This window comes from Streptomyces sp. NPDC001157 (assembly GCF_053598255.1).
In genome coordinates, this window is the sequence record NZ_JBSFJW010000003.1 from 299642 (window position 1) to 322831 (window position 23190).

The following is a 23190-nucleotide window of genomic DNA, read 5'->3' on the forward strand; positions in this document are numbered from 1 at the left end:
ACGGGCGTTTGGCCGGTGCAGGGCGCGACATGCTCAGTCCTCGACCTGGTCGTGGACGCTTTCGGCGGTCACGATGCTCCGCAGCACGGTGACGTCGGCCTGCGCACCACCGTGCTGGTGGTCATGGCCGTGGTCGTGGCCGCTGTGGCCGTGCTCGTCATCCTCGCAGTCCTCGACCGGGGTAGGCAGCGGGACCGGTGCGATCGCCTCGGGCACCGGGGCATCGAGCGACGGCTCGTCGATGATGGTGAAGTCGACCTTGAACTTAGCCGCCTCGTTCCCCGTCGAGTACGTCGCGGCGCGGGTGGCGACCTGCGCGGGAAATACGTCGACCGAGCGGGAGCCGGGGATGTCGCCCTTGCGCAGGAACACGACGTAGCCCTTGGCGCCCTTGGGCAGCTGCTGCTCGATGGCGTCGGAGAACCGGTCCTCGTAGAAGGTCAGCGAGCTGCTGTCGGCCTTGTCGTTGCCCGGGATCGAGGAGTTGAACGTCGAGCCCATGTCCGGGGTCTCGATCGGCTCGTTCTCCAGCGCCCAGCCCTCGATGTCGCTGACGGCTTTGGTCAGGTCGAACCGGTTGGGCTCGGACAGCTCCGTGCGGGTCGGCCGCTCCGGGTTGTTGACCTTCTTCAGCCAGTAGATCTTGGAGATCCCGCGCCGGAGGAATCGGGTCTGGGTGGCCGGCTTGTTCGTGGACGGCTTCGTCAGGGACACAGGTCCGCTCCCACTTCTGGGGCAGCGTCCCGTGCCGAGGCCCTGCCCCTTGAGTTCAAAGGGGGTTCGCCTGGCCTGGGGCCTAGCGTCCGCGCAGGCCTCCGCGGTGAGGGTGAAGACCGTGTCTTCAGGCAGGGGTTACGGTGATCGTGAACCTCTGTACGTAGGACACGATAGCGCCTGCCGCCGACACCGAGGTCTCTCCTCCTGCGTCATAGGTCAACTCCCGGTCGATCACCCGGACTTCAGGAACACGCAGGTCACGGGCCCAGTGACCGTCGCTGCGACCGACGACGCCAGCGCGCACGCGGTCAGCCAGCCACTGAACCTGATCGGTCCGTTCCCCGACGGATGTGACCTGGTAGGCCCAGGCCGCGTCCGCGTGCCAGTCCCACAGCGGCGGGCCGCCAAACTCGGCGGGCAGAGCGTCGAGGATCGTGTACGGAGCGCCGGCAGGCTCCCATCCCGACTCCCCTTGCACAAGGGGTAGTTCACCCAGGCCACAAGGCCGTCCGGTGGCCTGCTCGACCAGCGTGACGAGCGCACGGGTGACAGGCAGACGCGCAGTCACGGTAGTACCCCGTTCGCGAGGGCCTGGATGAACTCCGGTTCGGTGCGGCGAAAGGCGGGCTCGACGTGCGGGAACGGCGGCTGCCGGTAGTGCCGTCCGAGACTGTCGACGCCGACGAAGCCGTACTCCAGCCTGCGCGCCTGCGGGGCGTCGGAGAACACCTCGGCAGTCACCGAGCCACCGCCGGTACGCATCCTCACGTCCCACGAGGCCCGGTACTGCCCGGTGATGACGTTCGGGCCGGGCCTGCCGCTGGCGTTGCGCTGGATACGCACCCGCAGCAGCATCGCGTGATGCCGCGTGATCGTACGGGTACGGGCGCGAGAAGCCGGGCCCATCCGGGCCAGCGCGGCAGCCAGTGCGATCGGATCGCGGAACGCGGCGGCGTCCGGGTGGGCGTTGGGGTGCGAGTTCACGGTGGCCATCAGTCGATCACCTGGACCCGCACGATGCGCACCACGCTGTAGGTGCCCACGGCTTCGTCCGAGACCCGGAACCGGCGCCCGAGCAGCTGCGGATCCTGTGGGCCCTTGGGACGGACGGATCCGGCAACGCGGATCACGTCGTCGGGCCGCAGCGCGGGGGCATCGACGGGCAGTACCGCCTGATAGCCGGTGGTGGGCGGCTGCATGGCGACCGATCCGCCGACCGGCTGTGTGATGGCCGGGCGGCTGTACGGCATCACCGCGCCGAGTCCGTCCCAGACTAGATCCTCGACCGGCCGCGGCGGCACCAGTTGGCCGGTGGACTCGTCCAGCACATCGTCCGTACGGCCCGCGCTGTCGCGCCACACCTCCAACTTGTCGTCCAGGATGCGACCGACGACCCTGCGCGCACCTTCCACATCAAAGGCCACGCGCCCACTCCCCAAGCTGGGTCAGCATCGCCTTCGTCAGCGAATACGGCTCGGTGCCGAGATCGGGACGGGCGAGCGCGGCGCGTTCCAGGGTTCCCGGGTCGATGGCGTCCAGAAAGAAGGCGGCCGCCGGGCCGGGGTCGGGTAGGTCGGCCACCGCGACCCGGGCGAGTCCGGACCACTGGGCCTCCTCGCGGTCTGCTACGTGCAGCAGGACCTCCGGCTTGTGTCCGGCGAAGTGGCTGACGCTGTACGCGCGGACGGCGCTCGGCTCTATCCGCGCATCGTCGATCTTGATGTCGGCCCGACCGCCCCGCGCGGTGATCTCTACGCGCCGGGTGGCTGCGGTGTCGTTCGTCTGATCCATTCAACCGACGCTACGAGGACTGTCGGACAGCTCAACCCTTCAAAGGAACGGCAGTGCAAGGAGGGGTTTCTGGGACTCATGCGCTACAGGGTCTCCGCTGGTCTGGTCCATCCCCTCACGCCAAGTGACGGAGCATCCGCAGTGTGCTGAACTTGTGAAGACCCCCGTCGAAGAACCTCCCCGAGTGCCCCAACCCGGCTTGACCTGGGGGCGGTTGTGTACCGATGCTGGTCTGGTTTCCTCACTCCTCCGCTTCGACTTCGTCGCTCTCCGTGCAGGGTGCGGCGGGCGCCCTGAGAGGCAGGGCGGCAGGAGGAGAGGAGGAAATAGTGGTGAGGTCCAACATGGGCAAGCCGCACAGGCGGTGGACCGGCCCTGAGAAATGGTCGGTGGGACTGGCTGCGGTCGGAGTGCTCGTGGCGATCATTGCCACCGTGGGGCAGTTCGCCCACTAGGGCGCCCACGCATGAGACGGTCGCGACCGGGGCTGCACACGCAGCGAGCCCGGTCTGATAGAAGGCGACCGGGCTCGTGGAGCTGCGCGGAGGGCCTGGCTCTGGCAGGAGCTGGGCCCTTCGTTATCGCTGCTACCTCAAAGAGTGTGTACCTGGGTACCCCATTCCGACAAGAAAAACATTACCGGCCGCAGACACCATCCAGGCTTGGTGCTCGTTGCCGTCAAGCTCTAGACCGGGTCACAGGTCGCGGCCAGCGATCCTCTTCAAGTGCTCCTCAAACACGGCCTTTGCGTCGGGGTTCATCTTCGCGAGGGTCACCATGCCGGTCACGATGACGTCGCGGTGCAGTTCCTTCCTTCGTACGTGTGCCAGGGGCGGGAGTCTTGGTGGTGCTCATTGGCCGGGGAGCGTGGCGGTCAGGGCTTGGCTGTCCGGTGCTCGGCCCAGGCCTGTGCCGCTCGCTGCATCGGTTTGGCCCAGTCGTCGGTGCTCTCGTCCGCGATCGAGTCCCACAGGCGGTGCTGCGCGCGGGCTAGCGCGTCGAGGCCGGCGGGTGGGGCGAGTTCCCATGCTGGGTGCGCGGCGGCTTCGCTCTCGGCCTGGCCGGGGGTGTGGCCGTGCGCGATGAGCCACAGCAGCCACAGTGCGGGGTCGATCCAGGGCGCGCCGGTCGACGCCCACGCCCAGTCGACGATCAAGGCCCCGCGGTCCGTCATGAGGACGTTGTGCGGGTTCCACTCGGTGTGGAGCAGGCTGGTCCCGGTGAACCACGACAGGTCGGCGGGTTCGTCGACGTACGTCCGAAGCCGGTGCGGCATGCTCTTCAGTTCGACGTCCGGAGCGGGTAGTTCGGCCAGTCGGGACATGGAGGCCATCACTGTCGGCAAGTCGGGTGAGCCGGGCGTGTAGTCGGCGCCTCCGCCCTCGACGTAGTCGAAGCTGAGGAGACTCCACCCGTCCTCCTCTACGTGCCAGTGAAGCTCAGGTGCGATGTCCTCCACGTGCGGGGCGACGTCCGCCTCCCGCTTCTGGGTCCAGACCCAGGGGTGGTCGAGCGGCAGGCCTTTGACGAACAGCGTGCGATCCGCCGTCCGTACGCGGGCGGCGATGGCGCTGTTGCGACCCGCGTTCACGGTCCCGACGTCGACGACGGGGCCGCTCGCTTTCTCGATCAGTCGCAGCACGGCGTCCGGTAGCTCGGTCAGACGCTGGGTGGGCATGAAGCCTCCAAGGTGCAACGGCCGGGGCCGTGCGCGGCACGGCCCCGGCGCAGTGGGTCAGTTGTACGGGTTGTCGTCGCCGCAGCCCGGGAGGGTGTCCGTGGTCAGCGCCTCGACGTTCTCGACCAGGACGATCGTGTCCGGGTCCTGGACGGCGGGCTCCGGCTTGCGGGTGAGCTGGATCATGACGGCAGTCATGTCTACCTCGTTCCGTGTTGGCAGTAGTTGATCAGTGGTGCCTTCGCTTTCTGGAAGACCTTCGCCATCGGCCTGCATACCCGGCACGTGCCGGACAGCGTGCAGCCGCTGCATCCTCCGGTGCGAAGCATCAGGGACTCGGCTATCTCGCCGAGCCGGGTCAGACCTTCCACGCCTTCGGCGATCAGGTCGATGTTCGGTTCGCGGCCGACCTTGCAGATCGAGGCCCGTCCGAACGGGTCGGCGTGGAAGAAGGTCACGCCGGCCGGGCAGCCGGTGAACGGGGCCCGGTGGGTGAGGTACTGGGGTGACTGCGACGGCAGCGGCTCTGCGGTGCCGTGGATCGTCGGGGAGATGTTCGCGTATTCGCGGTATGGCACGCCGAGTTGGTTCGCCCAGGCCCGCATGGCGTTGGCCTCGTGCGTGTTGCCCTGCACGATGATCAGGCTCAGGTCGATGTTCAACCCGGCGTCGACGGCCTTGTGCAGGCCGGAGCGAAAGCGGCTGAAGGCGCCGCGCCTGCGGGTCACCGCGTCGTAGGTTTCGGCTGTCGCGCCGTACACGCTCAGGGTCAGCTTGGTCGGGGGATAGGTGCGCAGCAGGTTCAGGACGTGGTCCTTGTGCAGTCGGGAGCCGTTCGACAGGACCTCCAGCTGCATGCCCAGCTCGTGTGCGAGCCGGTACGAGGCGGGGAAGTCCGGGTCGATGAGCGGTTCCCCGCCGGTGATCTGGAGCCAGATCACGCCCGCGTCGCGCATGACGGCCAGCAGCTTCCGCTTGCCCTCCATGTCGAGGCCCTCGAAACGCTTCTCGCCGAGGTAACAGAACCCGCAGTCGAGGTCGCAGCCGAGGTTGATCTCCCAGGTCGCCCGGCTGAATGCGAACGGTCCCGCCTCCCGCACCAGGAGGATCTCGCCGACGCGTCGGCCGGCCAGGTCCGTCTGCCATTGCGTGCGTACGGCGTCGGCGAGCCACTGGGGCACCGTGCTGGGAACCGAGGCCAGGGTGAGCAGCTCATCGAACCGTGCATGCGGGAGCTGCAGGGCCTTGGTGCTGCCCGGGCGCAGGATGAGGCGCCGCTCTCCGAACGGTGTCGCAACGAGCTCGTGCACGTCGTCTTCCCTTCGTCTGGAAACGAGCCAGTGGTTTCCGGGGCCCTGCACGTTCAACGGGGCTGCCGTGCAGGGAGCCTGGGGCTCGGGTGGTGTGTCTGGGTGCTCTGCAGGAGACTGCGGGCCTTGCGGTGCACGAACGTTCCGCTGGCGGGGCGGGTGGCGAGGAGCCCGGATTGCTTGAGGGGGGCGAGGGCTCTGTCGACGGTGTGGTGGAGGACACCGAATTCCTGGGCGAGTGTTCTGGTGCTCGGGATCGTGTCGCCTTCGGTGTAGGTGCCGTCCAGCACCCGGCGTATGACGGTGTCCCGGATGCGCTGGACGCCGGGCTCGGCCCGCACTCTCCAGGTCTCCCACTTTCCCGAAGTCGTGCGCACCCGCAGGGCGGGGCCGGTCGGAGGTGTCCGGGGATCGATGACCACGGTTCCCCGGCCGTAGACGCTGAGCAGGAGGCCTTCTGCGGCCAGCCGGCCGATGGCACGGGTGACGGCATCCCGGGTGACGCCCAGTTCCTCACACAGCTCCTGCTTCGCCGGGAGCACGTCGTCCACCCGGTAGGTGCCGTCCGTGATCCGATCCCGCAGCGCGCTTTCCACCTCGTCGGCTGCGGGCGTGGTGCGCAGGCCCGCTTCGTCAAGGAGAGTGCGCACCGAGGTGTAGGAGCGGCCCAGAAAGACCGCAATGTCCTGCACTTTCCCGCCGGCGTGGTGCGCCTGGACAATCGCGGCGCGGTACAGCTCACGGTCGCGGGCGGTCAGATGCGTACCCGGGTCGTAGGCAGGCAGCTGCTCCAGGCACTGCCGCCACTGCGGGACAGCACGGACCGTGTGCTGCCCAGATCCGCCCCGGCTGCCGGGGCGGACCGGAGAGGCAGGCTGGGAGTGGTGTCCCCCACTGGTCACGTTGATCTCCATCGAGTGAGGTGCTGGTCTGGCTGGTTGTCCGACGCGGAGGGTTGCATTTACGCGGTCGGTTCCGGTTTGAAGGCGAGGCCGGCGAGTGCGCCTGCCGCATCGGGGTCCAGACCGGCGTGCGGGTGACCGGGGTGCCAACGGTGTGTAGGCGCGAGGCCTGGCGGCTCCAGGGGCCAGTCACCGAACAGCACCTGGACGGCGGCGGCATCACGCGGCTTGAAGGCGATTCCCGCCTTACGGAACGTCCCCGTGAACCGCGTCATGCGATTCTCGCCGAGGTCAGCGGCATGCGTGACGGACAACGCGCTGCGCGGTGGCAGCTGCTCCCGGAGCACGGCCAGGGCCGCCGTCACGGTCTTGTCACTGTCGATCCAGGGCAGCACATCGTGCAGCAGAACCCCGATGGGACGGCTCCAGTCGAGCAGGTACTGCACCCGGCCTGAGCTGAGGAACTGCTCCATGTAGCGGATGTCGCCCTGGACCCACTCCGGCTCCAAGGGGCGCCCTTCATCCCACATGTTGAAGCTTCCGAGGAGCCGTGGGTCGTGGTCGGCGTAGACCACCCGGGCGCTGTCCCGGTGACGGGCCACGATGGCGTGCAAGCCCTCGTTCGGTGAGTTCTTGCGTGGTCTGCCGTAGGCCGACTGCATGCCGCATCCCAGGTCGAGGAACTGGTCGATGCCCTGCGCGGTGAGATGGGCGACCACGCCCGGCAGGTGCATCCGGTTGATCACCGCGGCCAGGGACAGGGCTTGCGCATCGTCGTGGGGAAGCGACGCGACGAACTCCCGGTCGGCCTGGTAGCTGTCCTTGCCGCCGCCGATGAGCAGGTCATGGATGCGTGCCACGGTCGGGGACGCGGGCATCTCGGGCATCGGTGTGACCGGAACCCGGGCGTCCTCACGGGTCTGCTCCGCCTCATACGCCCGCACACCGGCTTCGTGGTAGCCCCACATCCGGGCCCGCTGCGACGGTTCTTCAAGGCGGGTGCCCAGGCCCCAGCGGACGGTGCGGGGCGCATCGATCGGACTGCCATGAAGCGCGCCGTCCCGAACGTCAGGGAAACCCGGCCTTGCGTCGAGGGCGAGCAGGACGTGCAGGGCCTGGCTCCAGCCCGACACGGTGACTTCGCCCGCCACCCGGTGGCCGCCCAACGGGACGGCCAGGCAGGTGTCGGCTGCCTCGTCCTTGCCCAGCTTGATCTCCACCGCCTGATCGAGCAGCGTCGGATCCGCCAACCGGCCCGCCATCAGGGCTTGTTCACGCACGCACCGAGAGGAGATGCCGCCGTGAGGCAGGGGCTGCGCGCCGTCGATCGTGGTCACTTCCATACTCCTTGACGTGTGTGGGTGATCTGCTGGCACAGGAGCGCGAACCGCTGCTCCTCGTCGGCCACGAGCTGCTGCATAGCGGGCGTGGGTTGCCGCCTGCTCCTGGGGCGGCGAAGAACCTCGCCGAGGGCGCAGCCGACGCGGATGAGGAGGCGCCCGGCGCCGAGGCGCCTCCGCTCCCCGAGGGGGAGGTAGAGAGCCGAGGGTTCCCGGCGCCGGGCAGTGGGGCGGGCCTGCCGAGGAAGGCCATTTCGCAGGGCAGACCCGAGGTACGGGGAGGGAGCGCGCATCAGGCGTCGTCTCCCATCAGGTCGAGGATGTCGACGATGGCGAGGGCGTAGCGACGCAGGTGGGACAGCACCTGGTCGGGGGCTGGCCGTGCGTCGCGCAGGGCGAGTAGACGGCACACTTCCTCAGTGGGGTGCCACCCGACACGGTGCGGAAGGACCTGTACGAGCTGGGCCGTCGCCCGGTTGAAACGGTCGGTGATCCGCGCAGCCTCGTCCTCGCTGAGCGGTACTGCGGACTTTGACCGCCGCTGCCGCCTGGGGAGAGGGAGGCCGACGCGGACCAAGAGGCCGTCGAGCTTGCGGCCGCGGTCTCCGGGGCTGGGATCTGGCCGGTCGCGAAAGACGTCCTCCAGGGTGTCGATCAGGTCACCGCTGATCCCCTCGGCCGCGAGCGACCGGGACAGGACGTGCACGAGCCTGCGCATCGTCTCGTCCCCGGACGAGACTGGCCGCCCCAGCAGCTCAGCGGCCGTGGCATTGTCTACGGCGACCATCACGCTCCCCCCTCGGGGATTGCGAGGGAGCACCACGTCATCGTGCCGTCGGGGCTGACGCCCCATTCCTTGGAGACGGCCGAGACGAGTAAGAGCCCACGGCCGTTCTCGGCGGCTTCGCCCGCTTCATGAAGCCGGGCCGGAGTCGGGCTTCCGTCGGTGACCTCGATGCGCAGTTCGTGGGCGGAGTTCGTCACTCTGAGTCCGACCGGTTTTCCTTGGCCGTGTCGCACAGCGTTGGTCACCAGTTCCGAGACCACAAGAACGGCCGTGTCGCGCAGCGCCTTGAGGTCCCACAGGCGCAGGTGAGCCGATGTGACACGTCGCATCTGCCGGACCCGGGAGTCGGCTGGGAGGAAGTTCACCTCGAAGCCGCGCAGGAACGTCTGATCCGAGGCAGAGTCGGCCGTGGCGGTCTTCACCGCTCTGGCGGGCGCCGTCATGGTTCGCCCCATCGCTATCCCACCTCCGTGAGCATGGGCGGAGAGACCGCCTCCGGGGCGGGCCTGAACCCTCGTGGCATGGGAAAGCGGGGATGCCCCAGGGCACGCCAGCACAGCCGATCGCCCGTGAAGCCGCTGCGCCCGTGCAGCCAACGTTCGTTGTCCAGCAGATAGCCCTCACCGGGCGCCAGGGCCAGGGGGAATTGATGGCGGATGGCTGCGGCCCTCAGCTGGGGGACGTAGGGCTGAACGATCGGGCTCCAGCGCGCCAGCCCGTCGAACCGCAGGCGGACAGATACCCACTGACCGTGGTGGACGGTGAAGACTTGCGTGGCGTGACCGTCGCCGGCTCCGAAGAACGCTGTGCGGGGTCGTGCCAGCGCCACGCCAGCCTCCCGCCCACTGCCGGTGAAGAGGTCGGAGTGAACTGCCTGCCCGTCGGTGAGCAGGGACTCCCCACCCGCCACCGCGATCTGTCCGCACACGAGAAGCATCAAACGGGGCGGATTCGGCGTGCCGGCACGCTCCGTGTGCGGATCCAGAGCCCCGTTACTGAATCCGGCGAAACCCACACGGTGAACGTGGCGGTGGGTGTCGCGGATGGTGGTGAGGCCGTCCGAGTCACTGTCGCGGTGGGGTACGAGGTCCATGATCCGGGTGGCGAAGGCCAGCACCGCGTCACGCGAGGTGAGGCCCTCGAGGGTGACCAGGCCGACGTCCCGCAGCCGTGCCGCGATCGCCGCTTCTGCCCCTGGCGCCGCGAGGTTGATGCGGTGGTGCGCGAAAGCGTCGGCGTACGGCTGATGGGCTCGGCGCATGACAGATCTCCTTCGCTGCGGCGTGGTGCTCTTACTGTTCGGAGCGGCTGGGCCTGGGGTAAAGCGACAGATTGTCGACTCGGGTAATTCGCCCACAAAGGAGTCCGGTTGAGGGCGTCGTGGTACGTTCCGAGCGCCCCCGGCCACTCGTGTAATCCGAGGAGAGCGATGGCGTACACGCCCCCCACCTGGCCCGTCTCCGTCAAGGGCGTAGCAGTGGACAGCCGTCGACGCGTCCTGCTGCTGAAGAACGAACGCGAGGAGTGGGAACTGCCCGGAGGCCGCCTCGAACCAGCCGATGCCACACCGGAATTGACGGCGGAAAGGGAGATCGAGGAAGAGACCGGCTGGACGGTGAAAGCTGGGCCTCTCCTCGACGTATGGATCTACCAGCCATTGCCCGAGACCTTGCCGGACCGGCGCGTCGTGATCATCACCTACGGCTGCACCGTGCTCACCCCGGACATGGAGCCGGTGGTGAGTAACGAGCACAAGGAGCTCGGCCTGTTCACCGCCGAAGAAGTGCCCGGGCTGCCCATGCCCGACGGGTACAAGCAGTCCATCGCTGCCTGGTACGAGCGGATGTAACCGGCCATGGGCAGTGGTGAGTTGGCGTGGTGCTCGCAGCGCACCCTCTGGCACTGGGCTACCCCGCAGGCCGAGATGATCCTCGCCACCCGCGACCTCGGCGCCATCCTGCGCTTCCACCGCGCCGTGCACGGCATGAACCAAACCGAACTCGGACAGCTCCTCGGCTACGACAAGACGTACATCTCGCACCTTGAACTGGGCAAGCGCAGGCTTGATGACCTCGGCTCCCGTCGGCACATCGCCGAGTCTCTGCGCCTTCCCCCTCACATCCTGGGTGTCACGGACCCGGCCGACACCGACCATCGCGCCATGCTGCAGTTCGGTGAGTCCACCGTCCGCCTCGCCGAGATCGCCCGGCAGTCCGGGCACGCGTCCGAAGCCGTCGCCGAGTTGTGGCCGCTGGTCGCCCGGCTGGAAGCGCGGGTAGAGGACGGTCACACGGAACGGGATGTCCTGCACCTGTTGGCCCGAGCTCGCGTTGGTCTGGGCGTCGCCCTCGGCAATGTCCTGCCGGAAGAGCGATTGAGCACCGCCGCCCGCTGGACAGCGAAAAGCATCGACATCGCCCGGTACTTCGGCGACCCGGCGTTCACCTCCTACGTGCTGCGCATGCACGGCAACGAACTGCGCAAGGCCGGCCTCCTCGGAGCCGCCGTCGACCGGCTGCAGCACGCGGTTACTCTCGCCCCTGACCAGGAGGCAAGCGCCGCCGCGCTGCCTCTCCTTGCTCGTGCCGCCGGCACACTCCGCAACCAGCCCCTGTTCGACGAGGCGATGCAGAAGAGCGGCCGACTCCTCGCCGAGGCCGAGCACACCTCGCTCTTCAATCCCTATGCACTGCACGAGATTCGGCTGCGCGGGTTGATCTCCACCGGCCGGATCGACGTCGCCATACGACTGGTCGAGCAGGGCAGCCCCGCGCCGACGACCACCGTGGCACCGCAGTGGCGTGTGATCGAACTGATCACCGTCGCCCAAGTACGACTGGCCGCCGACGACTTCGACGGCGCCACGCAGTCCCTGCACATCGCGGTCGACGAGGCTGTCCGCCAGCGCCTCCCGCACCAGTTGCAACGCATCATGCGGGCGGCAGGAGAACGGCTTCCGACCCTCCGGGAATCCGCAGCCGACGCCCTTGATCGGATTCGAGAGGAGATGGCCGCGTAGGCCATACCGATTGCGGGCCTCAACGGGCCAAGGCGCCTCACACACGCTCGCCCTCGGAATCACAGAAGTCGCCTTACTCGCTGGGATGCATCAGCCATGGGTCTACGCCCGGCCATGTGGAACTTCAGTGAACGTGGCACGCGTAGCCGTACGAGACTCCATAGGGTGACCCCAAGTTGGAGTCGGTCCCGGGCCGTTGGGCATAACCTCAGAACCACGCAGGTGAGGGAGTGCTTGATGAGCTTGGAGTTTCAGGATCCACGCGAAGTCGTCGCGGGGCTTCTTGACGACCCGCGGCTCAGGGAAGCCTGCGCGCAGCGGGACATGGGCGCGTTGTTCCGGCTTCTAAACCACCGTGGTGTCAGTACTCGGCGACTCGCTAGTGCGGTCAACATCACCCAGGGACGGCTCTACGACTACATGAACGGCCGTAGCCGGGTGGAAAAGCTGACTCTCTTCGAGCAGATCGTCGATGCCTTCCACATCCCCGGCCACTTCCTCGGGCTCGCCCGTCGAGACTGGGAACCACCGCTGAACACGCACACTCCATCGCCCGTCGCTTTGCCGCATCCAAACGACACAGACGACCTGACGGCAGTAGACGCTTTTCGAGAAGCAGATCGCCAAGCGGGGGGAGGCCGCCTTTACAAAGCCGTCGTCCAACACCTTTCAGACCGAGTGGCGCCCCGCCTCTTGGACGCGGGCACTAATTCCCACATCTTCGCGGCTGCAGCCGCCCTCACCGAGATGGCGGGATGGATGGCCCACGACTCCGGCCAAGATGACCTCGCTTCTCGGCACTTCACCCGGGCACGGCCACTCGCCTCCATCGCTGGCGACTCTGCGTTGGCAGCGAACATCTCAGCAAGCAACAGCCACCTCGCACTTCAGTCTGGAGACGCGTCCAAGGCAGCGCATTGGGCTCTTGATGGGCTCAACCTCCTGCGCCAGGCACCTGGCATCCCCGCTCTTGCCGCGCGGCTCCACGCCATGCATGCGCGCGCCTTAGCCGCTGCCGGGCAGAGCGATCAAGCAATGCGCGCGCTCGATACCGCTCGTATGCGACTCGCCAGCACCGCCAACGCCGCTCACCCGTGGACCAGTCCCTTCGACGCCGCAGCCCTGGCAAGCGAATCGGCGCTCGCCTTAAGGGACCTAGGGAAAGTGGCAGATGCCTTGGTGGAGGCTGAGCGAGCAATCGAGCTCCGGACAGCTGGTCGAGCTCGCTCACTCGCCCTTAGTCGTATCACTCTTGTCGGCCTGCACGTGCACCGCGACGATCTCGACGAGGCCGTGGCTGCTGGTAACGACTTGCTAAATACCTCGCCTATGCTCGGCTCGATTCGAGTGGTTCATCAACTTGACGAGCTATACGAGCTCCTAGCAGCACACCGCAGCTACCGTCCTGTGCACGACTACCTGACCCGGTTCGACGAGGCGAGGAGAGCAAGAATGCTGCTGCTCGCCGACATCCTCACGTCCGGAGGCGACCGATCATGAGGCCCACACCCGCAGACCCGGACGCCTGGAACGCCTACCTTGCCGAGGGCAACCGCACGCAGGCGCGCAAGCGCGTCGCCGCAGATGTCCTGCTCCGCGACGTCAGCGGACGCATCTTGCTGGTGAATCCGACGTACAAGCCGGGCTGGGACCTGCCTGGTGGAATGGCTGAGGCGAACGAACCCCCTCACATTGCCGCGACACGCGAGCTTCAGGAGGAGCTTGGGCTGACAATCGTGCCGCGTGCCCTGCTCGTCGTGGATTGGGTCGCCCCTCACGGGCCGTGGGACGATCAAATCGCCTTCATTTTCGACGCAGGCACCATCGACCCAGCCCGGGCCGCTGCCCTGAAGCCTCACGACGACGAGCTTTCTGAACTGGCTTTTGTAACACCCACTGAAGCAAGCGCGCGACTGCGAGACCGTCTTGCCCGTCGCTTCCTGGCCGCGCTGGAAGCCCTCAACGGGCAGCACGGCCCGCAATACCTAGACGACGGGCAACCGTTCTGACGGAGCCAAGCCCGAACGATGGGCAAAGAGCGAGCTTCATGCATCCGGCGATGCTTGACGCCTGAGCCGCGTTTGAGCCATTCAGATCCTGCGAGCCCCTCCACGACCACCAAAGCCCATCAACGCGCGGAAATCATCCAACTTCCGTGTCACGTTCGTACCACTCCACCCGGGCCACGGCATGTCCCGTCGAGTGGTTCAACCGGCCCGGCGCGCGGGAGTGCAAGCTACGCGCCGGCGTACGACCACCTGGCTCTGAGTCCCTCCGGCGCCGCTGCCCGAGCATCACGTCGTCGCCACACAATGGGCTGTTGCCTGAAATGCGCGATTGCATCAACGGGGGTGCTGCGGTGAGCAGGTGGGTTTACGTTGGGGGCGGCTCGGGACCGAATGGATCGGGGGGCGCCGCGCAGGTGCTCGCGGTGCACGCGGCCCTGCTGCCGGTGGGACAACAGGGGCGCGTGCTCTATTTCTCGGGCAGCCAGTGGGTGGAGGCTCCCCTGTGGGAGGCCATCGAGAACGAGCCGAACCCGGTCGCCGACGCCCGCTATCCCGCGGGAAAGGCTCAGATCGATCACACCAGGTTCTACGATTGCGCGACCCGGCAGGTGTCCAATCCGGGCTCACCGGACGCTGACCTCTTCTGCAGCGGCCACGCGTTCCGGCCGGACGGCCGACTGGTCGTCGCAGGGGGCACACAGCACTGGCCCGACCCTGCCGAAGGGGACCCACACCACGCCCACTGGAGCGGCACGCGCGCCAGCTGGCTGTTCGATCATACGGCGCAGTACCGGGCCAGGCCCGGCGCCGCCGTCACGGCCGTGTGGCACAGTGACCGCCACCTGGACCTCTTCACCACGGGCACGGACGGAGCTGTCTGGAGCACCTGGTGGGAACCCGGACCTGGCTGGGTACCGTGGTTCCAGATCCAGCCGAAGGTGCGGATGCGGCCGGGGGCCACCGTCACCGCGCTCTGGCGGGGCGACCATCTGGACCTCTTCGCCACCGGCACCGACGGAGCCGTCTGGAGCACCTGGTGGGAGGCAGGACCGGGCTGGCAGCCCTGGTTCCTCATCCACCCCGAGGTCAAGATGCAGCCAGGCGCCACAGTGACCGCGCTCTGGCACGGAGACAAGCATCTCGACCTCTTCGCCACCGGCACCGACGGAGCCGTCTGGAGCACCTGGTGGGAGGCAGAGCCCAGCTGGCAACCCTGGTTCCTCATCCACCCCGAAGTGAAAATGCAGCCCGGCGCGACAGTGACCGCACTCTGGCGAGGCGACCACCTCGACCTCTTCGCCACCGGCACCGACGGGGCCGTCTGGAGCGCCTGGTGGGAGGCAGGACCCCGATGGCAACCCTGGTTCCTCATCCTGAACGGGCAGTTCTGGGTGTTCGCGGGAGAGCTGAGCCGGGATCCGGCGCAGCGGGCAGCGGGCGGGCCCATGGGCGGCGGACGGTGGTACCCCACGCTGGTGACACTGGCGGACGGCGGTGTCTTCGCGCTGACGGGGCATCCGCTGATCGGGATGTACGGGGACCGGTTCTACGATTACGACGAGCGGCACAACAACACCAAGCCGGAGATCTACCGCCAGCAGAGCAACTCCTGGCAGGGCGTGGACAAACAGCTCGGGGTGAGCGGGGCCCACGACTACGCGGTCTACTACCCGCGCTTGCACGTGCTGCCCCACACCGGTGAGGTCTTTGTCGTACAGCCTCTCTACAGCCGGCTCGTGACTGCCAACCCCCAGTCCGGCAATCTGTATTCGGCGAATCGGGACGACACGACGCCGCCCTACGCCGTGGATGTCATGGACAAGAGCCTTTGCTACAGCCCGGGCAGTCAGCAGGTCACGCGCGCGTTCACCGGGCCGCAGGCGATCGACGGGATGTACCTGGACCGCTTCTTCACGAGTCAGCCCACCACCTCCGTGCTGCTGCCGTTGCACCACGAGGAGAACTATCGTCCCCGGATCCTGGCCTGCGGTGCCCAACAGGCCGTCGTCACTGATCTGGGGGCCGCCGACCCTCAGTGGACGCCCACGGCGGGGCGTGCTCTGACCGACCCTGCCTCGGGTCGGCCGCCCGTGCGCTACTTCTGCACCGCCACCCTCTTGCCGACGGGGGACGTGCTCGTCTCCGGAGGCGTCACCAAGGAGCAGTACAAGGAGACCGACGGAGTCCGGGCGGCCGAGCTGTATCACCCGTCGGCGGCCGGTGGCAGTTGGAGCACGGGCGCCGTTGCGGCAGAGACCCGGGGGTATCACTCCGTCGCGCTGCTCATGCCCGATGGCCGCGTGTGGACGGCCGGCTCGGAGTTCAACGACACCTCGACCCCGAACCTGTCCATCGAGCTGTTCGAGCCCGACTACGTGGCGGTCGCCGACCGGGTGACCATCAAATCAGCGCCGGGTGCCGTCGGTTATGGCCAGGCATTCCGTGTCGACTACACCCCGGCCGCTACCGCCCCGTCGATCGCGAAAGTCGTCCTCTTGCGGTGCGGCTCCGTGACGCACTCCTTCGACGGCGACCAACGGTACGTGAGCGTGCCATTCACCAGGGCGGGCTCCTCGCTCACCGTCACCGCCCCACCGGACGGCACCGTCGCGCCTCCCGGCTCCTACATGCTCTGGCTCGTCGACACCAACGGCCTGCCCTGCAAGACGGCGCCTTTCATCAAACTCGGCTGAGCCCTCAACGCAGCCCCGCTTCCGGACAGCCGGTCACGCTCCGATGAAGCTCACTGTCTCCGTCCTGTCCGCCCGACCGGCACGCAGGTGTGGCGCGGTGAGAGCGAGCACGGCGGCCATGCGGTGGCGCACGGCAGATCTCTCCAGGGGATTCCGGTGCGGTGCCGGTAGATGATCCCTTCGACGATGCGACGGTGATCAGCGAAGGGCGCCCTGCCTTCCCTGCATTGCGGGGAAGGCAGGGCGCCAGGCGCGCCCACTGCTCGTCGGTCGGCAGGCGTGGCTCTGTTCACGAGAAGCGAATCGACAGCAACTGTCCACCAATTTGGGCGGCACTGACGTTGCGTGGTGTTCGATAGTTCGTGAGAAACGGCAGTACCCCGATCGGATTAGTGGTTGCGAGGGCGCCTTGCTCGACTGTTTCACTACCGTCGAGTAAGAGCGTCGGTGCCGTGTCGGCCAAGCAGTTGCGAGGTTCTGCGTTTGGGAGATCCCAGCGTGGGTGTCGAGTCATTATCGGGCGGTGACCACACCCTCGCCCTCGAACTACTCTCAACCGAGTGCCGGTGTTCGGTGGTTGCCGTTCGGCCAGCCGCTCACCGTCACCGGCCCCGGCGGCACGGTGGGGTTGGCGTGGGCGCGGGACGGGTCCCGGCTACTCCTTGCCGCCGGTTACGGCGGTCGGGTGTTTCTGTGGCAGGTACGGCAGGGTGCCGACGCCCCGGAACCATTCGGCCATGCGCTCAGCAGTCCCGACGTCAATGTGTGGCCGGTGGCGTGGGCGCGGGATGGGTCCCGGCTACTCCTCGCCACCGGAAGCGACGACGGTCGGGTGTTTCTGTGGCAGGTACGGCAGGGCGCCGACGGCCCGGAACCACTCGGCCATGCGCTCACCGGCCCCAGACGCTGGGTGCGGTCGTTGGCGTGGGCGCGGGACGGGTCCCGACTGCTCCTCGCCGCCAGCGACGACGGTCGGGTGTTTCTGTGGCAGGTACGGCAGGGCGCCGACGCCCCGGAACCACTCGGCCATGCGCTCACCGGCCCCGACGCCGCAGTGGAGTCGTTGGCGTGGGCGCAGGACGGGTCCCGGCTGCTCCTGGCCGCCGCCAGCGACGATCATCGGGTGTATCTGTGGCAGGTACGGCAGGGCGCCGATGCCCCGGAACCACTCGGCCAGCCGCTCATCGGCACTGGCGACCGGGTGCGGTCGTTGGCGTGGGCGCGGGACGGGTCCCGACTGCTCCTCGCCGCCGCCAGCAGCTCCCGCAGTGGGGTGTATCTGTGGCAGGTACGGCAGGGTGCCGACGCCCCGGAACCACTCGGCCAGCCGCTCATCGGCACTGGCGACTGGGTGCAGTCATTGGCGTGGGCGCGGGACGGGTCCCGACTGCTCCTCGCCGCCGCCAGCAGCTCCCGCGGTCGGGTGTATCTGTGGCAGGTACGGCAGGGTGCCGACGCCCCGGAACCACTCGGCCAGCCGCTCACCGTCACCGGCCCCGGCGGCACGGTGGGGCTGGCCTGGGCGCGGGACGGGTCCCGGCTGCTCCTCGCCGCCGGAAGCGACGACGGTCGGGTGCATCTGTGGCAGGTGCAGGAGGCGCGTGCGGTGCCGCGGTTGCCCGGCTACCGTTCGGACGGGCTCGGGGGGCGGGCGGCTGACGAACTGGATCGCGACGGCGAGGCGCGTGCTGTCGCCGAGCTGGTGACCGCACGAACGGCCAGTCCGCCTCTGGCGGTGGGTCTGTTCGGCGACTGGGGCGAGGGCAAGAGCCACTTCCTCGATCTGTTGGGCCAGCAGGTCGAGGCCCTGAGCGGTAGTCGGCTCGCGTGCGATTACGTGCGCCAGGTCCGCTTCAACGCCTGGCACTATGCCGAGACCAGCCTGTGGGCGAGCCTCGTCGCCGAGCTGTTCGCGCAGCTCGCTGCCCCGCCGGGCGGCGATGCGGGTACCGCGCAGCGGCAGATGTCCAGGTTGACCGCTGACCTGGTCGCCCAGCGGCAGGTGAGGGAGCGTCTCGACGCCGCCCGGCAGCGCCGCGACGACCTCCAGCGCGCCCTGTCCCGCGTCGACGTCCCGTGGAAGAACCTGGACGAAGGGCGCCGTCGCAGCATCGTGGAGGCTGCCGGAGGTGAACTGCCCGCGGAGGCCCTGTATCGCGAAAGTGTGAGTACCGCCCGGGTGTTGCGCGCCACATTCGCCAACGCATGGACCCTCATGCGCTCTGCGGGGTGGCGTGCGTGGCTGTGGTTCGCCTTGGCACTCGTGGCGAGCGCGGTCCTGCCCTTAGGGATCACCTGGATATGGCCGCACGCCACCCGGTGGCTGGCCATCAGCGGGGTGGTCTTCCTGACGCAGGGAGTCCGCTCCGCAGCCAACCACGCCAAGCCGGCATGGGAACACCTGAATGAGGCGCGCAGGAGAGTACATCGGGCGGTCGAAGGGCTGCGGGCGCCGTTGCAGACCGCTGCCGACGTCGCGACGGCGGAAGTGGCCGCGTTGGAGCAGGAGTTGCAGAACCTGACCGCTGCGGGTCAGCTGGCGGGCCTGATCGGCGAGCGTGCCGCCGCCGGCGACTACCGCAGCCAGCTTGGGCTGATGACGCAGATCCGTGAGGACTTCCAGCGCATGGCCATACTCCTCGCCCAGGCCTCCCGGCAGCGGGAGGCTCCGCCACCCGCCGATGACGACGGCGCCGCACCACTCCGGGACGAGGCGATGGACGAACTGCCGCACATCGACCGCATCATCGTCTACATCGACGACCTCGACCGTTGCCCGCCCGCCCGCGTCATGGAGATGCTGGAAGCTATCCACCTGCTGCTGGCCGTCGAACTGTTTGTGGTCGTGGTCGCCATCGATCCCCGCTGGCTCCTGCGCTCCATTGCCGCCCACTACCGCGACCTCCTGCACCTCCCCGGCAGTGCACCGGCCGACTTCGACGACAACTGGATCTCCACACCCGCCCAGTACCTGGAGAAGATCTTCCAGATCGTCCTCACCCTGCCGCCCGTCGACGACACCGGCTACGCCCGCATGCTCAACACACTCATCACCGTGCACACCCCCGCCCCGCCCACCCCCACCACGGCCGCCGACGGCGGCACATCCGACCTGCCGTCCACCCGCGCACCCGAAGCTGACGCGGCCCCGTCCACGGGTTCCACCAGCGAGGACGCCGCAGCCTGGGACGAGGAGCTGTACGGGCCCGCCGTCGAGGCCCTGCCGGTTGTCGAGATGACCGACCCCCTCACCTTCACCGAGGAGGAGGCACGCCTGCTACGGCTCGTCGGCCCACCCCGCCTGCCACTGACCCCCCGGTCCGTCAAGCGCCTAGCCAACAGCTACGGCTTGCTGACCGCCCTCCGCCAGCCCCACCGCGAACACGACCACACCGACCGCCCCAACCCCACCACCCCGACCTCCCCCGCCACCCACTACCGCCCCTACCGCGCAGGACTGGTCCTGATCGCCGCCCTGGTGGCCTTCCCCGCTCTCGGCCCCGACCTGTGCAGACACCTCCACCAGCAGGCCGACACCGACCCCGAAAAATCCTGGCCCGGCTTCGTGGCCGAGCTGGCTCCAGGGCCACACCCTGACCACCCAGGCACCTACAGCAACGCGGTCCGCCGCGACCTGAGCCTCACTCAGGCCCAGCAGTGGACCGAACTGCACACCGCACTACGCCAGATCACCGACGCAGCCGCCGCCCACCAACTCGATCTGCCTGCCCGCCTCGGCCCCTGGCAGCCGTGGGTCATCCCCACCGCCCGCCTCTCCTTCCCCGCCGGCCAGATCGTCAAGTCCCTGCGCCACGGCGCCGAAGAGCGCCAGTCCAACCACTAGGCAGTGCCCTCGCACTGAAACCAGCTACATCTGATCTCGCACTCACCGAAGCTCCGCCTACACCTACGCAGCCACCGAAGGTTCATGAATCGTTCGATTTCCACAGCGCGTTGAATGCTGCCCAAACTGGAGCACAAACGCTGACGGAAGTCGTTAACAGAGCCAGCAGGCGTTTGCGCCCGTTCGTGGTCACCGAGGCTGGTAGACGGTGGCCAGTACGGAGACGGTGACCTCATCAAGCAGGAGGCCGTCATCGTTCAGGTCTGCGCGGCTCACGTGGCGTGCGCTCGGTGTCATCGCCACCAGATCCAGGGCATCCAGCCTGGTCAAGGGTGCCGTGTACTCCACTCGTTCGGTGACGGTGCCCTCGAAGAATGGGGCCAGCGCCCGGTGCAGGCGCTGTTCCTTGGCCGGGTCGATCGTGACCATGGCAGGTAGCCGGTCGCGCAGCTCGGCCAGGTGCCGCCCGGTGGGACGGACCACGATCAGCCGGCCGGTCGGGCGCAGCACGCGGTGGAACTCGGCTGGGTTGCGCGGGGCGAACACGTCCAGCACGACATCGGCCACCCCGTCGGCCAGCGGGAACGGGCGGAAGACGTCCCAGGCCACCGCGGCAGCTCGGTCATGGGCACGGGCTGCCGAGCGCAGCGCGCGCACTGACGTGTCCAGACCCAGACCACGGGCGCCGGGCAGCCGGTCGAGCACGCCGGCCAGGTAGTAGCCCGTGCCGCATCCCACGTCCACGACCGTGGCCTGCTCAGCGACGGCGTCGGCCGCCAGGTGTGCGCCGATGTTGCGGATGGGCGCGTAGGTACCGGTGGATAGGAAGCGGTTCCGGGCTTGGACCATGGCCGCGTCGTCGCCGCTGGTGGCGCGGGTGCCCGTCAGCAGTCCGGCGTAGCCGTGGCGGGCGATGTCGAAGGTGTGGCCCGCCGGGCAGCGCAGTGCGCCGCAGTCGGGGTGCAGGTGGCGCCTGCGGCACGTTGGGCAGCGCAGCACGTCGAGAGACAGTTCAAGGGCAGGGGGAAACGACACAGGCACGAGGCACTCCTGGCAACGGTGAAGGGAAGAAACCGTGCCTGCCCGTGCTCGGAGCGTCACTGCCGCAGGAAGGTACGGGCAGCGTCGCGAGCGTGGTTCATGCAACAGGCACGCCAAGGAGGGCGACGCCGTCGGGCATCGCCCTCAATGTCTTCCGATCACAGGAAGCAGCAGTGCGGGGTGCTCATGAATGCCACGTCATGAGTCTACGAGCATTGGCGAAGCCCCTCATGCCCCAACGAAGTTGAGAGACACGTCGTCCTAGGTGAACAAGTTGATCGCCGGTCTCCGGCACGTGTGACCCGCACTACCGGTAGCGGCGGGCAGGAGCCAACCAGGTCACCGCCATCGACGCTTCCGCTGCTTCGTCCTCGTCACCTGGATCGTCCGGGGCGAGGGCCTGCCGGACTTGCTCGATCTGCCGCTCGATGCCGCGCAAGTTCTCCTGCAGATCCATGGTCACCACGTTGTCGACGGTGACCTTCAGCGGATCGCCGAGGAGCTTGGCGCGCCGCTCGCCCAACACCTCAAGCGCGACCGCGCGCGCCGACCGCAATCGGAAGAAGCGGCGTTCGAGGTCGGCCGGATCGGTGTCGGGGCCGAGCTGTGCGAGCAGCCATGACCGCTGGAACTCGTCCACCGGTTTCACATCCCTCGGATACGAGGCACGGCCCGGAGCGAGTCGGGGGTGCTGGCTCCGGGCCGTGCAGGTGACCGTATTACGCGGAGGCCGAGCGTGTCCGCCGTGACGGGGCCTTCTTCGTGCCCTCTGCCTGTTCCTGATTGGATCCACTTGTGCCGCCGGTCGGATCGGGCTCGCCCACGGCGATAGGTTCCGGCTCCGCCTCGTCGCACGGCGGCGATTCCCAGGCGTCCGGGTTCGTCACCAGCGCGGCGATCTCCGGAGCCGGGCACTCGCCGGGCAGAAGGATCAGGTCCTCATGGGTAGCCGGGTCCTTCACATACACGGCTGCGATCAGTCGACGCACCGGCATCACAGCACCTTCGCCACGATGTGCGCGTCCGGCGTGTGCATCACCGGCATCCCGACCGCGGCGCCCTTGGTCCAGATCTGCACCGGGTCATCCTGCACACCACGGGTGATGATCAGGCCCGGAGCGTCCTCCCGGATGATCTCCGGGTTCGAGCCGCGCGACAGCACGAGCGCCTCGGCGGTCACGCCGAGCATGGTCTGCGCCCACTTCTCCCGCTCCGGCGGCACCAGGATCCACAGGTCCTCCGGCAGCACCTTGCGGGGCTTGCCGTCCACCCGCACCTGGGCCTTGTAGAACGTCACCGGCGGCAGGCCGTAGTTGCCGCGCACCACGTTGATCTGCTGCGGGGTCAACGTCGCGGTCGGCGTCGTCGACGGGCTCACCGACCCGTAATAGGCCGCCCGGTAGGCGTTGTTCGCAGCGAAGAAGCTGAACGCCTTCCGTGACGTGACCACTTGCTCGGGCTCCGGGGCACCGATGTCGTCCAGGTGCTGGATCCACCGCAGCTCGTCCGCGATCGGATCCGACTCCGGGTCCGACCACGGCCGCGCGGCGACCGGCATGTTCTCGGCCGGGACGTTCCAGTCCACCTCCAGCGTGAGCCCGTTCTCCTGCACCAGCGAGAATCGGCCGTCCGCCAGGACGTCGCCGGCGGCCAGCTCCAGCCGCGACCGGATCGCCTCCACATGCCGCTCAACATCGTCATACAGCAACTCGATCAGCCGGTCCTGATCCGAACCGCGGGAGGCTTCCAGCAGAATCTGCTCCTGCTCCCCCACCACAAGCTTCTGCCCCAGCGCGGGCAGCGCACCCTCGCGGGAGGTCTGCCACGCCTCACGGGTCGCGAACGGCACCGACGCGTCGAACGCCCGGTACTTGGCGACGTTCACGTACCGGCCGGAGTCCCTCACCCGCCACTTGACCTCCGGCAGCACCATCGTCGGGAAGATCGACTGGGTGAGCAGGAAGTCCTTCGGCGACGGGATGGCGCGGGCGAACGCCGTCAGGTCAACCGCCTGGACGTCCTTCAACAGGTCCTGAATCGTCACAGCTCACGCCCCCCG

Annotated in this window: 23 protein-coding genes and 1 pseudogene; 6 read left to right on the forward strand and 18 right to left on the reverse strand. The window is 68.1% G+C overall.

Annotated features, from left to right (window positions below):
- Window positions 1-33: 33 nt before the first annotated feature.
- The 13 genes from ACWDAG_RS07505 to ACWDAG_RS07565 form a co-directional block, all read right to left on the reverse strand.
- Window positions 34-714 carry a phage tail tube protein gene (locus ACWDAG_RS07505; protein WP_450694647.1) on the reverse strand — a complete coding sequence of 227 codons (681 nt, stop codon included), beginning with the start codon at window positions 712-714 and terminating at the stop codon, window positions 34-36.
- Window positions 715-841: 127 nt separating this feature from the next.
- Window positions 842-1285: a hypothetical protein gene (locus tag ACWDAG_RS07510; RefSeq protein ID WP_450694648.1), complete on the reverse strand. Its 444-nt coding sequence runs from the start codon at window positions 1283-1285 to the stop codon at window positions 842-844.
- Window positions 1282-1710 (reverse strand): HK97 gp10 family phage protein, encoded by a 429-nt coding sequence (locus ACWDAG_RS07515; RefSeq protein ID WP_450694649.1) that lies wholly within the window; start codon window positions 1708-1710, stop codon window positions 1282-1284. Before ACWDAG_RS07515 ends, ACWDAG_RS07510 begins: the two co-directional genes overlap by 4 nt.
- The gene (locus ACWDAG_RS07520) at window positions 1710-2141 is read right to left on the reverse strand and encodes a DUF6093 family protein (RefSeq protein WP_450694650.1); all 432 of its coding nucleotides are present in this window, start codon (window positions 2139-2141) and stop codon (window positions 1710-1712) included. Before ACWDAG_RS07520 ends, ACWDAG_RS07515 begins: the two co-directional genes overlap by 1 nt.
- A complete protein-coding gene (locus ACWDAG_RS07525) occupies window positions 2131-2508 on the reverse strand; it encodes a hypothetical protein (RefSeq protein WP_450694651.1) in 378 nt (125 codons plus the stop codon). The genes ACWDAG_RS07520 and ACWDAG_RS07525 overlap by 11 nt, the downstream gene beginning before the upstream one ends.
- An 874-nt stretch (window positions 2509-3382) precedes the next feature.
- A complete protein-coding gene (locus tag ACWDAG_RS07530) occupies window positions 3383-4186 on the reverse strand; it encodes an aminoglycoside phosphotransferase (protein WP_450694652.1) in 804 nt (267 codons plus the stop codon).
- A gap of 57 nt (window positions 4187-4243) precedes the next feature.
- Window positions 4244-4384, reverse strand: coding sequence for a hypothetical protein (locus tag ACWDAG_RS07535; protein ID WP_450694653.1), 141 nt, complete (start codon window positions 4382-4384; stop codon window positions 4244-4246).
- 2 nt (window positions 4385-4386) lie between these two features.
- Window positions 4387-5496: a radical SAM protein gene (locus tag ACWDAG_RS07540; protein WP_450694654.1), complete on the reverse strand. Its 1110-nt coding sequence runs from the start codon at window positions 5494-5496 to the stop codon at window positions 4387-4389.
- A gap of 53 nt (window positions 5497-5549) precedes the next feature.
- Entirely contained in the window at window positions 5550-6398 is an 849-nt protein-coding gene (locus tag ACWDAG_RS07545; RefSeq protein ID WP_450694655.1) for a GntR family transcriptional regulator, read from the reverse strand.
- 59 nt (window positions 6399-6457) lie between these two features.
- On the reverse strand, window positions 6458-7735 hold the full coding sequence (locus ACWDAG_RS07550; protein WP_450694656.1) for a DUF6302 family protein: 1278 nt from the start codon (window positions 7733-7735) through the stop codon (window positions 6458-6460).
- A 295-nt stretch (window positions 7736-8030) separates the two neighbouring features.
- Window positions 8031-8525: a hypothetical protein gene (locus tag ACWDAG_RS07555; protein ID WP_450694803.1), complete on the reverse strand. Its 495-nt coding sequence runs from the start codon at window positions 8523-8525 to the stop codon at window positions 8031-8033.
- The gene (locus ACWDAG_RS07560) at window positions 8525-8968 is read right to left on the reverse strand and encodes an ATP-binding protein (protein WP_450694657.1); all 444 of its coding nucleotides are present in this window, start codon (window positions 8966-8968) and stop codon (window positions 8525-8527) included. Before ACWDAG_RS07560 ends, ACWDAG_RS07555 begins: the two co-directional genes overlap by 1 nt.
- 14 nt (window positions 8969-8982) lie before the next feature.
- Window positions 8983-9786, reverse strand: coding sequence for a TauD/TfdA family dioxygenase (locus ACWDAG_RS07565; RefSeq protein ID WP_450694658.1), 804 nt, complete (start codon window positions 9784-9786; stop codon window positions 8983-8985).
- A gap of 168 nt (window positions 9787-9954) precedes the next feature.
- Between ACWDAG_RS07565 and ACWDAG_RS07570 the strand changes: the two genes are divergently transcribed.
- From ACWDAG_RS07570 to ACWDAG_RS07590, 5 genes are all read left to right on the forward strand, one after another.
- Window positions 9955-10374: an NUDIX hydrolase gene (locus ACWDAG_RS07570; RefSeq protein ID WP_450694659.1), complete on the forward strand. Its 420-nt coding sequence runs from the start codon at window positions 9955-9957 to the stop codon at window positions 10372-10374.
- Between the two features lie 6 nt (window positions 10375-10380).
- Entirely contained in the window at window positions 10381-11544 is a 1164-nt protein-coding gene (locus ACWDAG_RS07575; protein ID WP_450694660.1) for a helix-turn-helix domain-containing protein, read from the forward strand.
- 237 nt (window positions 11545-11781) lie between these two features.
- The gene (locus tag ACWDAG_RS07580; RefSeq protein ID WP_450694661.1) at window positions 11782-13044 is read left to right on the forward strand and encodes an XRE family transcriptional regulator; all 1263 of its coding nucleotides are present in this window, start codon (window positions 11782-11784) and stop codon (window positions 13042-13044) included.
- Window positions 13041-13553: an NUDIX domain-containing protein gene (locus ACWDAG_RS07585; RefSeq protein WP_450694662.1), complete on the forward strand. Its 513-nt coding sequence runs from the start codon at window positions 13041-13043 to the stop codon at window positions 13551-13553. Before ACWDAG_RS07580 ends, ACWDAG_RS07585 begins: the two co-directional genes overlap by 4 nt.
- Before the next feature lie 422 nt (window positions 13554-13975).
- Window positions 13976-16246, forward strand: coding sequence for a galactose oxidase-like domain-containing protein (locus tag ACWDAG_RS07590; protein WP_450694663.1), 2271 nt, complete (start codon window positions 13976-13978; stop codon window positions 16244-16246).
- 89 nt (window positions 16247-16335) lie between these two features.
- Here the strand turns inward: ACWDAG_RS07590 and ACWDAG_RS07595 are convergent.
- A pseudogene (locus ACWDAG_RS07595) lies at window positions 16336-16523 on the reverse strand (transposase); the annotation flags it as partial.
- 300 nt (window positions 16524-16823) lie between these two features.
- Here ACWDAG_RS07595 and ACWDAG_RS07600 point away from each other — a divergent pair.
- On the forward strand, window positions 16824-20090 hold the full coding sequence (locus ACWDAG_RS07600) for a P-loop NTPase fold protein (protein ID WP_450694664.1): 3267 nt from the start codon (window positions 16824-16826) through the stop codon (window positions 20088-20090).
- 189 nt (window positions 20091-20279) lie between these two features.
- Here ACWDAG_RS07600 and ACWDAG_RS07605 read toward each other — a convergent pair whose 3' ends face one another.
- From ACWDAG_RS07605 to ACWDAG_RS07620, 4 genes are all read right to left on the reverse strand, one after another.
- Window positions 20280-21131 (reverse strand): methyltransferase domain-containing protein, encoded by an 852-nt coding sequence (locus ACWDAG_RS07605; RefSeq protein WP_450694665.1) that lies wholly within the window; start codon window positions 21129-21131, stop codon window positions 20280-20282.
- Between the two features lie 307 nt (window positions 21132-21438).
- Window positions 21439-21771, reverse strand: a complete 333-nt coding sequence (locus tag ACWDAG_RS07610) for a hypothetical protein (protein WP_450694666.1) — start codon at window positions 21769-21771, stop codon at window positions 21439-21441.
- 79 nt (window positions 21772-21850) lie between these two features.
- Window positions 21851-22126 carry a hypothetical protein gene (locus ACWDAG_RS07615; RefSeq protein WP_450694667.1) on the reverse strand — a complete coding sequence of 92 codons (276 nt, stop codon included), beginning with the start codon at window positions 22124-22126 and terminating at the stop codon, window positions 21851-21853.
- The gene (locus tag ACWDAG_RS07620) at window positions 22126-23175 is read right to left on the reverse strand and encodes a major capsid protein (RefSeq protein ID WP_450694668.1); all 1050 of its coding nucleotides are present in this window, start codon (window positions 23173-23175) and stop codon (window positions 22126-22128) included. Before ACWDAG_RS07620 ends, ACWDAG_RS07615 begins: the two co-directional genes overlap by 1 nt.
- Between the last annotated feature and the right edge of the window lie 15 nt (window positions 23176-23190).

Bases quoted from the DNA above. Each gene is read 5' to 3' on its own strand.
- ACWDAG_RS07515 (WP_450694649.1), bottom strand. From the start codon at position 1,710: ATGGCCACCGTGAACTCGCACCCCAACGCCCACCCGGACGCCGCCGCG.
- ACWDAG_RS07525 (WP_450694651.1), bottom strand. From the start codon at position 2,508: ATGGATCAGACGAACGACACCGCAGCCACCCGGCGCGTAGAGATCACC.
- ACWDAG_RS07530 (WP_450694652.1), bottom strand. From the start codon at position 4,186: ATGCCCACCCAGCGTCTGACCGAGCTACCGGACGCCGTGCTGCGACTG.
- ACWDAG_RS07535 (WP_450694653.1), bottom strand. From the start codon at position 4,384: ATGACTGCCGTCATGATCCAGCTCACCCGCAAGCCGGAGCCCGCCGTC.
- ACWDAG_RS07555 (WP_450694803.1), bottom strand. From the start codon at position 8,525: ATGGTCGCCGTAGACAATGCCACGGCCGCTGAGCTGCTGGGGCGGCCA.
- ACWDAG_RS07560 (WP_450694657.1), bottom strand. From the start codon at position 8,968: ATGACGGCGCCCGCCAGAGCGGTGAAGACCGCCACGGCCGACTCTGCC.
- ACWDAG_RS07565 (WP_450694658.1), bottom strand. From the start codon at position 9,786: ATGCGCCGAGCCCATCAGCCGTACGCCGACGCTTTCGCGCACCACCGC.
- ACWDAG_RS07570 (WP_450694659.1), top strand. From the start codon at position 9,955: ATGGCGTACACGCCCCCCACCTGGCCCGTCTCCGTCAAGGGCGTAGCA.
- ACWDAG_RS07575 (WP_450694660.1), top strand. From the start codon at position 10,381: ATGGGCAGTGGTGAGTTGGCGTGGTGCTCGCAGCGCACCCTCTGGCAC.
- ACWDAG_RS07580 (WP_450694661.1), top strand. From the start codon at position 11,782: ATGAGCTTGGAGTTTCAGGATCCACGCGAAGTCGTCGCGGGGCTTCTT.
- ACWDAG_RS07585 (WP_450694662.1), top strand. From the start codon at position 13,041: ATGAGGCCCACACCCGCAGACCCGGACGCCTGGAACGCCTACCTTGCC.
- ACWDAG_RS07615 (WP_450694667.1), bottom strand. From the start codon at position 22,126: ATGCCGGTGCGTCGACTGATCGCAGCCGTGTATGTGAAGGACCCGGCT.